Origin of the sequence: Rahnella sp. R3(2024) (genome assembly GCF_042920125.1) — a bacterium.
Classification (GTDB): Bacteria; Pseudomonadota; Gammaproteobacteria; order Enterobacterales; family Enterobacteriaceae; genus Rahnella; species Rahnella rivi.
Genome location: NZ_JBHGBU010000001.1, coordinates 3,944,812 through 3,959,687 on the forward strand (window position 1 = coordinate 3,944,812; position 14,876 = coordinate 3,959,687).

The window sequence follows — 14,876 nt, forward strand, 5'->3', positions numbered from 1 at the left end:
TGTAACCAACATGTCACGAAGCAACGTAGAAATTCCAGACGATGTGCAGTCTTGGGTCGGCGAGGGAGTGAATTACAAGGAAGGGTTTTTCACCCAGCTGGCAACCGATGAATTAGCATCAGGCATCAACGAAGATGTGGTTCGCGCGATTTCCGCGAAGCGCAACGAACCTGAGTGGATGCTGGAGTTCCGTCTGCAGGCTTATCATGCTTGGCTGAAAATGGAAGAGCCGCACTGGTTGAAAGCGTATTACACGCCTCTCGATTATCAGGATTACAGCTATTATTCTGCGCCATCCTGTGGCAGCTGCGATGATACCTGTGGTTCTCAGCCTGGTGCCACACAGCAGCCTCCGGCAGACTCGCACAGTATTCCTGCGCTTGAAGGTAAAAACTACCTAACCAGCGAAGTTGAAAAAGCCTTTGAACAGTTGGGCGTCCCGGTACGTGAAGGGAGAGAAGTGGCGGTCGATGCAATTTTTGACTCCGTTTCTGTCTCCACGACGTACCGTGAAAAACTGGCGGAATCTGGCGTCATTTTCTGCTCTTTCGGTGAAGCCATTCACGAATATCCAGATCTGGTTCGCAAATATCTCGGCACCGTGGTGCCTGCGCAGGACAACTTCTTCGCCGCACTCAATGCCGCTGTCGCCTCTGACGGCACGTTCGTTTACGTGCCGAAGGGCGTGCGCTGCCCGATGGAGCTGTCGACCTATTTCCGTATCAATGCCGCGAAAACGGGTCAGTTTGAACGAACTATTCTGATTGCCGATGAAGGCAGCTATGTCAGTTACATCGAAGGCTGCTCTGCGCCGGTGCGTGACACTTACCAGCTGCATGCGGCTGTTGTAGAAGTCATTCTGCATAAAGATGCAGAAGTGAAATATTCCACCGTGCAGAACTGGTTCTCCGGCAGCAAAGACAGCAGCGGCGGGATCCTCAACTTTGTGACCAAACGCGCATTGTGCGAAGGCGCAGGGTCGAAGATGTCCTGGACGCAGTCTGAAACCGGCTCGGCGATCACCTGGAAATACCCAAGCGTTATCCTTAAAGGGGATAACTCGATCGGTGAGTTCTTCTCTGTGGCGTTGACCAGTGGCAAACAGCAGGCTGACACCGGCACCAAGATGATCCACATTGGTAAAAACACCAAATCCACGATCATCTCGAAAGGTATCTCCGCAGGCCATAGCCAGAACAGCTATCGCGGTCTGGTGAAGATCCTGCCGGGCGCGGAAAATGCCCGTAACTTTACGCAGTGCGATTCCATGTTGATTGGTCCGGACAGCGCAGCGCATACCTTCCCGTATGTTGAAGTGCGTAATAACACTGCTCAGCTGGAACATGAAGCAACAACGTCGAAAATTGGCGATGACCAGCTGTTTTACTGTCTGCAACGTGGTATCAGCGAAGACGATGCTATTTCCATGATTGTTAACGGTTTCTGTAAAGATGTCTTTTCCGAGCTGCCGCTGGAGTTTGCTGTCGAAGCACAGAAACTGCTGGCGATAAGCCTTGAACACAGCGTCGGTTAAAAACCCGACGTCTTTTCTGCCGTCGCAGCGTGGTGTGACGCCGCGGCGGACAGGTTTGAGTTCAGCACAGTCAAAGCATAATCAGAATTATGAGCGCGCAGGCGCAAACTCAAGGATACGTATGTTAAGCATCAAGAATTTGAAGGTCCGTGTCGAAGAAAAGGAAATTCTCAAGGGACTTGATCTGGAGATCAAACCGGGAGAAGTACACGCCATCATGGGCCCGAACGGCTCAGGCAAAAGTACGCTCTCCGCGACACTGGCTGGCCGGGAAGATTACGAAGTTACCGACGGTTCCGTAATGTTCAACGGTAAAGATTTACTGGATCTTGCTCCGGAAGACCGTGCTGGTGAAGGCGTTTTCATGGCTTTCCAGTACCCGGTAGAAATCCCGGGCGTGACCAACCATTTCTTCCTGCAAACCGCAGTGAATGCGGTGCGTAAATACCGCGGTCAGGAAGCTATGGACCGTTTTGACTTCGCGGATTTCATCGAAGAAAAAATCGCGATGCTGAAGATGCCTGCCGATTTGCTGACCCGTTCAGTGAACGTCGGTTTCTCCGGCGGTGAGAAAAAGCGTAATGACATTCTGCAAATGGCGGCGCTTGAGCCAAATCTTTGCATTCTCGATGAAACCGACTCCGGTCTGGACATCGATGCGCTGAAAATCGTTTCTGACGGTGTTAATACTCTGCGTGACGGCAAACGTTCGTTCGTTATCGTCACTCACTACCAACGCATCCTCGACTACATCAAGCCTGATTACGTGCACGTTCTGTATCAGGGTCGTATTGTAAAATCTGGCGATTTCAGCCTGGTTAAACAGTTAGAGGAGCAGGGTTATGGCTGGCTTACCGACGAAGAGTAATGCACCTGCAGCGGGCAGTTCACATGCCATGCAGCAGCTTTACCGTCTTTTTGAAAGCCGCGGTGGCGAGCAATCTGTTCACGCCCACACGCACTGGCAACAGGTGCTGCGCCTCGGTTTCCCGCACGCCAAACTGGAAGACTGGAAATATACGCCGGTTTCCTCTCTGCTGGGCAATCAGTTCTTTGCCCCTCAGCAGCAGGCCGTAACGGCTGAGACAGTGAAGTCTTTAGCATTGCCGCTCGATTCATATCGTCTGGTTTTCGTCGATGGTCGTTTCGATGCAAGCCTGAGTGATGCTGAAACCGGTGCATTTGAGATCCAGAAACTGAATGCGGCGGCGCAGCAAACGCTGCCTGAGCCGGTTCAGTCTGAAGTCTTTTTGCACCTGACTGAAAGTCTGGCGCAGGATCCTATCGCTGTACGCCTTCCTGCCGGTAAACAGGCAGACAAACCGCTGTATCTTTTACATATCAGCAGCGGTCGCGACCAGTCGCGTGAAATGAATACGGTGCATCATCGCTATCATTTATCCATTGAAAGCGGTGCAAATGCAGAAGTGATTGAACATTACCTGAGTCTCAACGATCACGGGCACTTTACCGGCGCACGTATGACGGTAAATGTGGGCGACAATGCGGACTTTGCGCATTACAAACTGGCGTTCGAAAGCCAGGCCAGCTTCCACTTTTCACACAATGATTTGGTTGTCGGGCGTGATGCACGAGTTGCCAGCCACAGTTTCCTGCTGGGCGCGGGTCTGACCCGTAATAACACCAGTGCGCAGCTGAATGGTGAAAACACCCATCTCAACATTAACAGCCTGGTTCTGCCGGTGGACAGTGAGATTGCGGATACCCGTACCTATCTTGAGCACAACAAAGGTTATTGCAACAGCAACCAGTTGCACAAAGTGATCGTGAACGATCGCGCAAAAGCGATTTTCAACGGCATGATTAAAGTGGCGAAGCACGCACTGAAAACTGACGGGAAAATGACCAACAACAACTTGTTGCTGGGTAAACATACCGAAGTTGACACCAAGCCACAGCTCGAAATCTATGCCGATGACGTCAAGTGCAGCCACGGTGCGACAGTCGGTCGTATTGATGACGAACAGCTTTTCTATCTGCGCACCCGTGGTATCAGCGGTGATGATGCTCAGCAAATGATCATTTTTGCTTTTGCTGCTGAACTGACGGAAGCCATCGAGAATGAAACCCTGCGTGACGTCGTGATTGCCCGTATTGCGGGTCGACTCAATCGAGGTAAGTAATGACTTTTCCACTGGAAAGAGTACGAAGCGATTTCCCTGTATTGAGCCGCGAAGTTAACGGCCAGCCGCTGGCCTATCTTGACAGTGCTGCCAGCGCACAGAAACCGCATCAGGTTATTCAACGCGAAATGTCTTTTTTCGAGCAAGGTTATGCTGCGGTTCACCGCGGCATTCATACCATGAGCGCAGAAGCGACTGAGCAGATGGAAAACGTCCGCACTCAGGCCGCACATTTCATGAATGCTGCATCGGCGGAAGAAATTGTCTTCGTCAAAGGTTCCACGGAAGCTATTAACCTGGTGGCCAATACCTGGGGGCGTGAATTTTTACACCCTGGTGACCGCATTATCCTGACCGAGATGGAGCATCACGCCAATATCGTTCCTTGGCAGATGCTGGCGAAAGAACGTGATTTGCACATCGACGTCTGGCATCTGACGCCGGAAGGTGAGCTGGATTTATCTCAGCTTGAAGGGCTTATCACACCGCGCACTAAACTGCTGACGCTGGCGCATGTTTCCAATGTGCTGGGCACTGTTAACCCGCTCGAAACCATCATCCCGCAGGCGAAAGCGGCTGGGCTGACTGTGCTGGTTGATGGTGCACAGGCTGTCATGCACTACGCGGTCGACGTTCAGGCGCTGGGCTGTGATTTCTATGTCTGGTCTGGTCATAAGCTCTACGGGCCGACCGGCATCGGTATTCTGTATGGGCGTAAAGCACTGCTGGATCAGATGCCGCCATGGGAAGGTGGCGGTTCGATGATCAAGCATGTCAGCCTGAGTGAAGGTACGACCTTCGCGGCAGCACCGTGGCGCTTTGAGGCCGGCACGCCAAATACCGGTGGTATTATGGGGCTGGGTGCGGCGATGGGCTATGTGACTGAACTGGGGCTGGAGAATATCCATGCTTACGAGCAGGAACTGATGACCTACGCACTTGAGCAGATGGCGACAGTGCCTGATATTCAGATTTACGGTCCGGCACACCGTTCAGGCGTGATAGCGTTTAACCTCGGTAAACATCATGCTTACGATGTGGGCAGTTTCCTTGATCAATACGGTATTGCCATCCGCACCGGCCATCACTGCGCGATGCCATTAATGTCTTTCTACGGTGTTCCGGCTATGTGCCGTGCGTCGCTTGCGATGTACAATACCCGTGAAGAAGTCGACCGTCTGGTCGCAGGACTGCAACGTATTCACCGGTTGTTGGGCTAAGCCTGACAACCTCGATCAGGATGTTGTTATGGCTTTGCCAGATAAAAGTAAGTTAGTGAGAAATTTTTCCCGGTGCCCGAACTGGGAAGAGAAATATCTGTACGTGATTGAACTCGGCGGGCAGTTACCGGCTTTGCCGGAGGAACATCGGCAGGACAAAAATCTGATATCAGGCTGTCAGAGCCAGGTGTGGATCGTGATGCGCACGGATGAAACCGGCGCACTCACCTTTGAAGGCGACAGCGATGCGGCTATCGTGAAAGGGTTAGTGGCGATTGTGTTCAGTCTGTACCAGGGACTGACGCCGCGCGATGTTGTTGAACTGGATGTCCGTCCGTTCTTTGCAGAGCTGGAACTTAGCCAGCATCTCACGCCTTCACGCTCGCAGGGGCTGGAAGCGATGATCCGTTCTATCCGTGCTAACGCAGCAACGCTGGCTTAAGCGCTGATTGCTCACTTTGCTCATTAGGAATCGTCTGCTAATGAGCAAAGCCATTTCTGAATATCCCCGCGTTTTATTCTGTTTTACTCCTGACTTTTCATTCGTTTAAAAAACCGTTTCACTGTGTTTTCCACCGGTCACGCCTTTAGGTAACTTTCTGATTTTCTGCGGTTTGATTGCCTTGAGGTTCTGCGCTGCTAGTATTAACAGACAAGATAATTGTCTGGCCTCAGATCCTCTGAGTGCAGGCCGAAAAAGGACTGAGTATGAGACGCGCATTACCCCTTTTGGCGATGTTAGTTGGCACAATGATGGCAACGCACTCCCTGACCGCAAGTGCAGCGGAATACCCTCTGCCGCCGGATAATAGCCGCCTGATAGGCGAAAACACGACTTATGTGGTACCTAATGACGGTCAGCCGCTGGAAGCCGTAGCGGCTAAATATCAAATTGGTCTGATTGCTATGCTTGAAGCGAACCCGGGTACGGACCCTTATTTGCCAAAAGCCGGTAGCGTGCTGACCATTCCTTCGCAAATGCTTTTACCAGATACCAAACGTGAGGGCATCGTCGTCAACCTTGCAGAACTTCGCCTCTATTATTATCCAAAAGGTGAAGACAAAGTGATCGTCTATCCGATTGGTATCGGCCAGTTAGGGCGAAATACCCCGGAGATGGTGACGTCAGTCAGCCAAAAAATCCCCAACCCGACATGGACTCCCACCGCCAATATTCGTAAAGCTTACCTGAAAGATGGCATTAAACTGCCTGGAATGGTTCCCGCAGGGCCGGAGAATCCAATGGGGTTATTTGCGATGCGTCTGTCAGCCGGGACCGGGCAGTATTTAATCCACGGCACCAACGCCAACTTTGGTATTGGAATGCGAGTGAGCTCAGGATGTATCCGTTTGCGTCCTGATGATATCGAAGCGTTGTTTAATACGGTGCCGAAGGGCACGCGCGTGCAGATCATCAATCAGCCAATCAAATATGACATTGAGCCAGACGGTAAACGCTATATCGAGGTACATCAGCCACTGTCTCATACTGAAAAAGATGATCCGCAAACTAAGCCGATAGCCTTGACGGCTGCGATGAAAAAATTCATTAAGCATGACGACACAAATGCTGCGATGGTGAAAGAAGCGATTACACGTCGTTCCGGTATGCCTGTGGTAGTGAATGTGGGGGATAAAGCCACAGGTACAGCGCCCGCTGCAAGCGAACCGCAGACGGCTGCAACGTCACAACCTGTTGTCAGTACCGCAAGCACGCAGTAAGCGCCGCAAAACCACTGCTGAAGCGATTTTTTCCTGAGGAGCCACTACGGCTCCTTTTTTGTGCCTGACGCTCAGGGCGCAGCGAGAGAGGTATTTAGAAACGTATTGTTAAGTCAGATGTGTTAGCTGGAAACAAAATGGAAGGTCGCGAGATGGGATGATTACGAAGAGGGGAAAGAGGGCGAGGAAAAACAGATAAAAAAAATGGCGCACTGAGTGCGCCATTGAACTAGAGAAGTAAATATTACTTCTTGTAAGCGTGAGCTTGGTTGTCAAGACGTTGGTTAGCACGTGCTGCGTCGTCTTTAGCTGCCTGAACGTCAGAACGCATTGCGTTCACGTCGTTGCTCAGTTGGTCAACTTTAGAGTTCAGAGTAGAAACGTCTGAAGACAGTTGATCGATTTTAGCGTTGCTTGAACAACCAGCCAGCATAGTTGAAGCCAGGATTACAGCGCCCAGTACCAGTTTAGTGCGATTCATTATAAAACCCTCTAGATTAAGTTAATCTCCATGTAGCGTTACAAGTATTACACAAACTATTTTCTAATGAGAATAATTTTTTGTAGGTAAACGCTATATTTTGATCGTTCGCTCAAAGAAGCATCTTTTTTTACGAAAAAGTTAAAAATTGCTTCGAAAACAGCTGTTTTCCATGGGACTTATCCCAATTTCAGTACGTCTGCCTCAAGCCATTTTTAAGAAAAAAATGCTTCCTGAAGAAATAAACGCCACGGGATGCGGCGTTTATTCATGCTCTGGGTCACGTTTTTATTTAAACAACGTGCACCGAAGAAGTATTGGTTGTGCCGCTTTGAACCAGCGCGCCAGAAACCATCACTACGATATCACCTTTCTGAGCTAAACCGCTTTCAATCGCCGCTTCTTTACCAATGCGGTAGAAATCATCAGTAGAGGCAATTTCTTTCACCAGCTGAGTCACTACGCCTTTGGTCAGGATTAACTGACGGGCAGTGATTTCATTCGTGGTCAGCGCCAGGATAGTCGCGTGCGGGAAGTATTTACGCACAGCTTTAGCAGATTTACCACCGCTGGTTGCAACAACGATCAATGGAGCATCCAGTTTTTCAGCAGTTTCTACTGCGCCACGGCAAACGGCTTCAGTAATACGCAGTTTGCGATTGTCGTTCTGACCATCAATGCGGCTCTGCATAACGCGGTCAGTACGGGCACAAATGGTCGCCATGATGGTCACGGCTTCCAGCGGATATTTACCTTTAGCACTTTCACCGGACAGCATCACAGCGTCAGTACCGTCGATGATGGCGTTAGCCACGTCGCCTGCTTCAGCGCGGGTAGGGCGTGGGTTTTTGATCATGGAATCGAGCATTTGCGTAGCGGTGATAACCACTTTGCGCGCACGGTTACATTTTTCGATCATCATCTTCTGCGCGAAGATAACTTCTTCAACCGGGATCTCAACGCCCAGGTCACCACGTGCAACCATGATGCCGTCTGATGCTTCGAGGATTTCGTCGAAGTTGTTCAGGCCTTCCTGGTTTTCAATTTTGGAGATGATCTGGATATGCTCACCACCGTGGTTTTTCAGGTGCTCGCGAATTTCCAGAACGTCAGAACGTTTACGGATGAAAGAAGCAGCAACAAAGTCAACGCCTTGTTCACAACCGAAGATCAGGTCGCGCTTGTCTTTTTCAGCCAGCGCAGGCAGAGCGATAGAAACGCCTGGCAGGTTAACGCCTTTGTTTTCGCCCAGGTCACCGTTGTTCAGAACTTTACAGGTAACTTCGGTTTCGGTGACGTTAGTCACTTCCATGCCGATCAGGCCATCGTCCACCAGAATGGTGTTGCCAATTTTCAGGTCGGCGGCGAAACCTGCGTAGGTCACAGCAACGCGTTCGGTGTTACCGATTACGCTCTGGTCGGTAGTGAAGGTGTAAGTCTGACCCGCAACCAGTGCAGCATCTTTGCCGCCTTCCAGTTTCATGGTGCGGATTTCAGGACCTTTGGTGTCCAGCAGGATAGCTGCTTTGTGGCCGGTAGAGGCCATCACGTTGCGGATGTTTTTAATGCGTTGACCGTGCTCTTCGTAATCACCGTGAGAGAAGTTCAGACGCATTACGTTCATGCCTGCATCAAGCAGTTTGGTCAGCATTTCTTCGGATTCAGTTTTCGGTCCGATGGTACAAACAATTTTGGTCTTTTTCATGACGATTTTATCTACAAGTTGTGATGGATTGGAAAAGTGTTTGCCTGACAGCAGGGCTGCCCGCGCGGAATTGAAGTCTTGCCTGGTTGAATCAAATCATTACTAAGCGTAGAAGACTGTGAAAGGAATGGTGTAGTTAGTTCAGCCAAAGCATAGCGATTAGTGCGATTTAAGATCGCTACGGGAGTGGTCACGCTTTTATAAGTGCGATATCGACAGATCAAGGGGCTGAAACCATTCAATCGAAGAGACGATGCGTATTATAGAGGGGAACGAGGCGGGAAACCAAATAAAAAACGTGATAAAGCGCAAGCTTAGGGCAGATGACAGAGTGTTGTTGCGCAAATACCCAAAGTGGGCAGAGCGGAAACCACAGGGTATAACAGATTCGTTACGGGACCGGCGAAAATGCCACAACTTCGAAATAAACCGGTTAAAGTCAAGACGAACATATGGGTGGGGTCGGGAAATTCTGAAAACAGATAATCATCAGAGGAGATGCTGGTGTTTATAGAGGAAGCGGCTGGATTCAAAGCAGGGAGTGAAATCGGGAAAGTCATACAGGGAGTAACCGGGAGTTGCTTTGGTGCGTCCGAGTGGACTCGAACCACCGACCCCCACCATGTCAAGGTGGTGCTCTAACCAACTGAGCTACGGACGCACATCATGCAACAGTACTGCTTCGAAATTGGTGCGTCCGAGTGGACTCGAACCACCGACCCCCACCATGTCAAGGTGGTGCTCTAACCAACTGAGCTACGGACGCATCGTTTTCTTTCTTGTCAGCCAGTGCTGGCGACGGGGACGAATATTAACGACGTCTCTGAATACTGGCAAGGGAAAAAAGACATTTTTCTTTCATAATGTGCACGACTGACGAGCTTATGCGCATTGCGTTGTTTTTTTAGGCATAACGGCCTTCGCTCAGGGGCAAAAGCCACGCGCAGATGAATCATTTTTAGCGCGTGGCCAGTGATTGCGTAAGTGAAAGACGGTTAACGGCCTGCTTTTTGCAAAATCGTGAACGACGTTTGTTTTTGCAGCCAGCGCATGCGTACCGTCATCATCACGGCGGCGAACGTCAGTCCGAGAATAAATCCGCACCAGAATCCACTCGGTCCCATTCGTGGCACCAGCAAATCGGTCAGTCCGAGGGTATATCCCACCGGAAGACCCAGAACCCAATACGCAACAAACGTAATATAGAAGATGGAACGCGTATCTTTATAGCCGCGCAAAATGCCGCTGCCGATCACCTGGATCGCATCTGAAATCTGAAACAGCGCAGCAAAGATCAGAAGATGTGAGGCGAGGGTAACCACTTCCGGGCTGTCGTTATACAGGGCCGCGATGTGCTCACGGAACAGAATCGCCGTCATCCCTGTACAACAGGCCATGATGATACCGGTCACAATACTGGTGTAAGCGGCAACTTTTGCCCCTTCAACGGAAGATTCGCCAAGCCGAGAACCAACGCGGATTGTCGCAGCCACACCCAACGACAGCGGGACGACAAACATCAGTGAACCGACGTTAAGCGCAATCTGGTGGCTGGCAACGGCCACAATTCCCAGCGGAGAAACCAGCAGTGCAACGATGGCAAACAGCGTCACTTCGAAGAATAATGCCAGCGCGATCGGCAAACCCAGCTGGATCAACCGGCGTAGCGTCGGCCAGTCAGGTTTAGCAAAGCGTGAGGGCGGGGCAATATCTTTCAGTGCGCGATTATGGCGCACGTAAAAGCGCATCATGAAAAACATCACCCAATATACGGCACCCGTTGCCACGCCGCAGCCGACCCCGCCAAGGGCCGGAGCACCGAATTTCCCGTAGATGAAAATATAGTTAACCGGAATATTCACCAGCAGGCCAATAAAACCAAACACCATGCCCGGCTTGGTTTTAGATAATCCTTCACACTGGTCGCGCAGCACCTGGAAAAACAAATAGCCTGGCGCGCCCCACATGATGGCGTGCAGATAGCCGATGGCTTTTCGTTGAAGCTCAGGGTCAATATTGTGCATCAGACCAATGATCTGATCGCAGTGATAAAGTACGGCGATGATCAGCACTGAAACACCGGAGGCCAGCCAGAAACCCTGCTGCACCTGATGTCCGATTTTATCACGTCGGCCCGCGCCGTTGAGATGCGCAATGGTCGGTGTCAGCGAAAGCAATAAACCGTGGCCGAATAAGATGGCCGGTAACCAGATGGAGGTCCCGACGGCGACGGCAGCCATATCCGTCGCGCTGACTGAACCGGCCATTATTGTATCCACCACACCCATGGATGTCTGGGCTATTTGCGCAAGGATGACCGGGATGGCAAGTGCTAATAACACCCGCGCTTCTGCGAGGTACTTCTGCACAGATACACCTTTATTGTTGATTATTTTGAATAAAAAAACGCCATTTAAGGCGACATTGACGTGTAGAGAATAGCCAGAAGATTGTACCTTTTCAGTATTTTTAAGCAAACGATGCGGTTAATGGTTAGTTAAATAATGAGATCCCCGGAACCGGTGCTATTTGTGCCGCAGAGATTTGGCTTTCAATTAAATCTGCGGCAAACTGGGGCAGCGTTGTCTTAATACAACAGATTTCAGAATTGAGGAAAGGGCTATGTTTACCGGAATTGTTCAGGGTACCGGAACGGTTGTATCGATTGATGAAAAACCGAATTTCCGTACCCATGTTGTACGCATGCCAGAGGATATGCTGGATAATCTTCAGCTCGGCGCTTCGGTATCGCACAACGGCTGTTGCCTGACGGTCACGGAGGTACAGGGTGATCTGGTCAGTTTTGATTTGATGAAAGAGACTCTGCGGCTGACCAATCTTGGTGATTTACAGGTTGGCGATCTGGTCAATCTGGAGCGTGCTGCACGATTTAATGATGAAATCGGTGGCCATTTAATGTCAGGGCATATTATTTGTACTGCCGAAGTCGCAAAAATTCTCACCTCAGAAAATAACCGTCAGATCTGGTTCCGCATGCCGCATGAAGATTTGATGAAATATGTATTACATAAAGGTTATATCGGCATTGATGGTATTAGTCTGACCATTGGCGAAGTCACCCGCACTCGTTTTTGCGTGCATTTAATTCCGGAAACGTTGCAGCGCACAACATTAGGCGCCAGACGCCTCGGCGATAAAATTAATATTGAAATCGATCCGCAAACTCAGGCGATCGTCGATACGGTTGAACGTGTGTTAGCCAGCCGCGAGGCGGCTATTGCGACGGCACAGGCGATGATTGAGAAAGCGGAATAATTGCATCGCACTTCTGAAATGAATAAAAAAATCCGGGCGCTTATGCCCGGATTTTTTATGTGTTGCGCTGCCATTAATTAACGCGGAACGCGCAGTCCACCGTCAACCCCTTCAGGGCTGAAGACCACTTGCCAAAGCTGAAGATCGCGCGCGCGGAAAGCCCCTGCGCAGGCATTGAGGTAATAGGTGAACATCCTGTGAAAGCGATCGCCGTAGCGCTCTGCCAATTCCGGCCAGTGAATCTGGAAACGTTCATGCCACGCCATTAACGTTCGGTCGTAATCTGCACCGATATTGTGCCAGTCTTCCATCACGAACAGGGATTCACTGGTGTGCGCAATCTGTTGAATCGAAGGCAGACAACCGTTCGGGAAGATATATTTGTCGATCCACGGATCCACGCTCAGGTCGGTTTTATTTGAGCCGATGGTATGCAGCAGAAATATGCCGTCAGGCTTGATGTTGCGCTTCACGACATTGAAATAGGTCTGATAATTTTTCGGTCCAACATGCTCAAACATCCCAACCGACACAATGCGGTCAAACTGATCGTTCAGGTCGCGGTAATCCTTCAACAGAATCGTGACATCCAGTCCCTCACAACGTGCCTGTGCGAGCTTTTGCTGCTCAGCGGAAATGGTCACACCCACCACGCTGACCCCATAATGGCGCGCTGCATATTCAGATAATCCGCCCCAGCCGCAACCAATATCGAGCAAACGCAGCCCCGGTTTTAATTGCAGTTTGTCGCAGATCATTTTGAGTTTCGCTTCCTGCGCCTGCTCCAGGGTGGTGGCTTCTTTCCAGTAGCCGCAGGAATATTGCATATAGGGATCGAGCATGAGAGTGAATAAATCATTGCCCAGATCGTAATGCTCTTTACCGACAATCCACGCGCGTTTACGGGATTGCAAATTGGTGAGACGTGCTGCTGCGATGCGTAATGTGTCTTTAAAATGGTGGGGAAGTTTATCTTCTAAACCGGCTCGCAAAACGCGCTGGAAAAAGATATCCAGACGTTCACACTCCCACCAGCCATCCATATAACTTTCACCCAAACCCAGAGAACCTTCCTGCAAAACACGCTTGAAGAAGTCAGTGTTTTTTACTTTAAGGTCAAAAGGGCGATTACCATTAATCTGGATGTCGGCGGAAGATAACATTTCGCTGACGATCCGATACCACTGATTATCCTGAATGCTTTGGTCTTCAATACACGATGAACTCATAGCTTCTCCATCACTTTCTCTTCTGACTTATTAACCTGCCGGGAAAAGCAAAGGCTATTTGTGCAGGTCTTTATGAGAACAGACGACTCAGCGCCCCGTCCGATATTCGACACCAACAGAGGAAATTTAGAGGAACCCCTGCAAACCAACAGGTTTACAGGTCAATCATCCTTGAAATAATAGTGTGACGCGATCCGCGTAGCACACAAAAGCTTGTAATAAAGATTTTGTAAAAGTGTTATTTTTAGAGGTTTTATTGAGTATAGGCTCGCCTGCATGCATTCTCAATAGTTAATCGACTTGAGAACTAATGACCTTTAAGTGATTGTAACTCAAGGTCATTATTGCGATCAGTGAGTAGAGCGTGCTTCAGTCTGCTGACAGGACTCTTCGCTGTCAGCCTGGCGTTTTGTTTGTCGTTGTGACAACCAGCGACCTAAAACTACCAAGATGAGTGTAGACAGCATGGTGGTAACTGTCGCCATAAGAGGTTGCGCAATAAATGCGGAAACCATCAGACTGGCAATAAAACATAGCCCTAACTGCAGGGTATTCTGCAATGCGGCGGCTTTGCCTGTATTAGCAGGAAATGGCATTAATGCATTTGCGACGACAATTGGATAGATTGCACCATTCACCAAAGCCATCAAACAGAACGGAATCAGCAGACTCACCAAACCGGCATCGGTGAACATGGCAATAACAAACAGCCAGACAACGCTCAGGCAATAACCTGCTAATAAAAATGGCAGAATTTTGTTGCCATCCATTTTGCTGATCATTAACCGGCAACCAAAACCCCCCAGCAGGAACGCAATGGTCTGCGGTACGTAGCTCAGGCCAATAACCGCCGGTGTGTAACCCATATCACTCAAAATGAACGGTGAACCGGTCAGCCATGCGAAAAAACCCGCAGAGCAGGCGGCGTAAATCATCACATTACCCGTGTAAATACGGGAAGTGAGCAAAGTACCAAAACCGGCTTTATTTTCGGGAGGATGTTCTGCGTGCTTTTTATCACGCAAGGTCAACGTGGTGATAAGGAGGATCACCGTAACCCCCGTCAGCAGAGCGAAAATCGCTTCCCAGTCAAAGTGATTCAGTACCCATGCGCCGAGCAGCGGTGCCAGAGCCGGCGAGAGTGCGACCAGCGGCATGATGCTGGCGAAGGTTTTTTTTGCCACATCCGGTGAGAAACGGTCAACGACGATCGCCTGCCATGTGACTGCGGCGGCACACACACCAACGGCCTGTAAGAAACGCAGCGCCAGCAGCGCACGCACATTTTCCACCCACAAAATACCCAGACAGCCAATGGCAAACAGCGTCAGGCCGATAAGCAGCACCGGTTTACGGCCAATGCGGTCGGAGAGGGGGCCCCAGAGCAGTTGTCCGATCGCGAAACCACCGAGGAAAATACTCAGGCTGGCGCTGATCATGCCCGGACTGGTCATCAGGCTGATTTGCATCGCGCTGAAGGCGGGAAGATACATATCTGTGGCTAAAAAGCCGAGCATGCTCAATCCGGCGAGATAGAGCATAAATCCAAAGGAGGGTTTCATTTT

12 protein-coding genes and 2 tRNA genes are annotated in these 14,876 nt (G+C 50.2%); 7 read left to right on the forward strand and 7 right to left on the reverse strand.

Annotated elements, in window-relative coordinates:
• Positions 1 to 10 precede the first annotated feature (10 nt).
• The 6 genes from sufB (at position 11) to ABSH60_RS18005 (ending at position 6,620) form a co-directional block, all read left to right on the forward strand.
• Entirely contained in the window at positions 11 to 1,534 is a 1,524-nt protein-coding gene (gene sufB, locus ABSH60_RS17980) for a Fe-S cluster assembly protein SufB (RefSeq protein WP_056773544.1), read from the forward strand.
• Positions 1,535 to 1,655: 121 nt separating this feature from the next.
• Positions 1,656 to 2,402: a Fe-S cluster assembly ATPase SufC gene (gene sufC / locus ABSH60_RS17985; RefSeq protein WP_056773552.1), complete on the forward strand. Its 747-nt coding sequence runs from the start codon at positions 1,656 to 1,658 to the stop codon at positions 2,400 to 2,402.
• Positions 2,377 to 3,678, forward strand: a complete 1,302-nt coding sequence (sufD, locus tag ABSH60_RS17990) for a Fe-S cluster assembly protein SufD (RefSeq protein WP_390975119.1) — start codon at positions 2,377 to 2,379, stop codon at positions 3,676 to 3,678. Before sufC ends, sufD begins: the two co-directional genes overlap by 26 nt.
• Positions 3,678 to 4,898, forward strand: coding sequence for a cysteine desulfurase SufS (gene sufS, locus ABSH60_RS17995; RefSeq protein ID WP_390975121.1), 1,221 nt, complete (start codon positions 3,678 to 3,680; stop codon positions 4,896 to 4,898). Before sufD ends, sufS begins: the two co-directional genes overlap by 1 nt.
• A 28-nt stretch (positions 4,899 to 4,926) precedes the next feature.
• A complete protein-coding gene (gene sufE / locus ABSH60_RS18000; RefSeq protein WP_056773571.1) occupies positions 4,927 to 5,340 on the forward strand; it encodes a cysteine desulfuration protein SufE in 414 nt (137 codons plus the stop codon).
• Between the two features lie 266 nt (positions 5,341 to 5,606).
• Positions 5,607 to 6,620 carry a L,D-transpeptidase family protein gene (locus ABSH60_RS18005; RefSeq protein WP_056773573.1) on the forward strand — a complete coding sequence of 338 codons (1,014 nt, stop codon included), beginning with the start codon at positions 5,607 to 5,609 and terminating at the stop codon, positions 6,618 to 6,620.
• Positions 6,621 to 6,864: 244 nt separating this feature from the next.
• Here ABSH60_RS18005 and ABSH60_RS18010 read toward each other — a convergent pair whose 3' ends face one another.
• The 5 genes from ABSH60_RS18010 to ABSH60_RS18030 all read right to left on the reverse strand — a co-directional run bounded on the left by ABSH60_RS18010 (position 6,865) and on the right by ABSH60_RS18030 (position 11,175).
• A complete protein-coding gene (locus ABSH60_RS18010; protein WP_056773575.1) occupies positions 6,865 to 7,101 on the reverse strand; it encodes a major outer membrane lipoprotein in 237 nt (78 codons plus the stop codon).
• 292 nt (positions 7,102 to 7,393) lie between these two features.
• Complete coding sequence (pykF, locus tag ABSH60_RS18015) at positions 7,394 to 8,806, reverse strand: pyruvate kinase PykF (RefSeq protein WP_056773577.1); 1,413 nt, start codon at positions 8,804 to 8,806, stop codon at positions 7,394 to 7,396.
• Between the two features lie 584 nt (positions 8,807 to 9,390).
• Positions 9,391 to 9,467 (reverse strand) — tRNA-Val (locus ABSH60_RS18020).
• 28 nt (positions 9,468 to 9,495) lie between these two features.
• Positions 9,496 to 9,572, reverse strand: a tRNA-Val gene (locus ABSH60_RS18025).
• Between the two features lie 229 nt (positions 9,573 to 9,801).
• Positions 9,802 to 11,175: an MATE family efflux transporter gene (locus tag ABSH60_RS18030; RefSeq protein ID WP_390975124.1), complete on the reverse strand. Its 1,374-nt coding sequence runs from the start codon at positions 11,173 to 11,175 to the stop codon at positions 9,802 to 9,804.
• A 253-nt stretch (positions 11,176 to 11,428) separates the two neighbouring features.
• Between ABSH60_RS18030 and ABSH60_RS18035 the strand changes: the two genes are divergently transcribed.
• Positions 11,429 to 12,082: a riboflavin synthase gene (locus ABSH60_RS18035; RefSeq protein WP_056773582.1), complete on the forward strand. Its 654-nt coding sequence runs from the start codon at positions 11,429 to 11,431 to the stop codon at positions 12,080 to 12,082.
• A gap of 77 nt (positions 12,083 to 12,159) precedes the next feature.
• On the opposite strand, the gene cfa is transcribed toward ABSH60_RS18035, so the two are convergent.
• Together cfa and punC are read right to left on the reverse strand one after the other, a co-directional pair.
• Positions 12,160 to 13,311 (reverse strand): cyclopropane fatty acyl phospholipid synthase, encoded by a 1,152-nt coding sequence (gene cfa / locus ABSH60_RS18040; protein WP_122095586.1) that lies wholly within the window; start codon positions 13,309 to 13,311, stop codon positions 12,160 to 12,162.
• Positions 13,312 to 13,661: 350 nt separating this feature from the next.
• Complete coding sequence (gene punC, locus ABSH60_RS18045) at positions 13,662 to 14,873, reverse strand: purine nucleoside transporter PunC (RefSeq protein ID WP_390975127.1); 1,212 nt, start codon at positions 14,871 to 14,873, stop codon at positions 13,662 to 13,664.
• Positions 14,874 to 14,876: the final 3 nt, after the last annotated feature.